At 83.1% G+C, this 249-nt stretch carries 1 pseudogene; it reads right to left on the bottom strand.

The features are described from left to right. Positions 1-203: pseudogene (locus ACSNOD_RS32010) on the bottom strand (hypothetical protein); the annotation flags it as partial. Positions 204-249: the final 46 nt, after the last annotated feature.

Here is a 249-nt window from a genome sequence, read left to right as displayed (position 1 = left end):
GTCGGGGACGGGGTGGCCGTCGCGCCGGCGCTCCGCCCCTGGCCGGGGCCGCCGGCGGACGGGTCGGCACGCCGCTCGGTGCCGCAGGCGGTCAGGGTGAGGGCCAGGGTCAGGGCCAGCAACCCCGTGGCGGGGGCGGCTGCCCGTACGGCGCGGCCCGCGGCGGGAGCGGTGGCCCGGGGGGCCCAAGGGGACGGGGGCATGTACGGATCATGCGTGGCACGCGGCGGTGGGGGGGGGGGGGGGGGG

It is taken from the genome of Streptomyces sp. URMC 123 (assembly GCF_051386515.1).
In the GTDB taxonomy this organism is placed as follows: Bacteria; Actinomycetota; Actinomycetes; order Streptomycetales; family Streptomycetaceae; genus Streptomyces.
The sequence above is the reverse complement of the archived record's forward strand: the minus strand, read 5'-3'. Positions and strand labels throughout refer to the sequence as shown.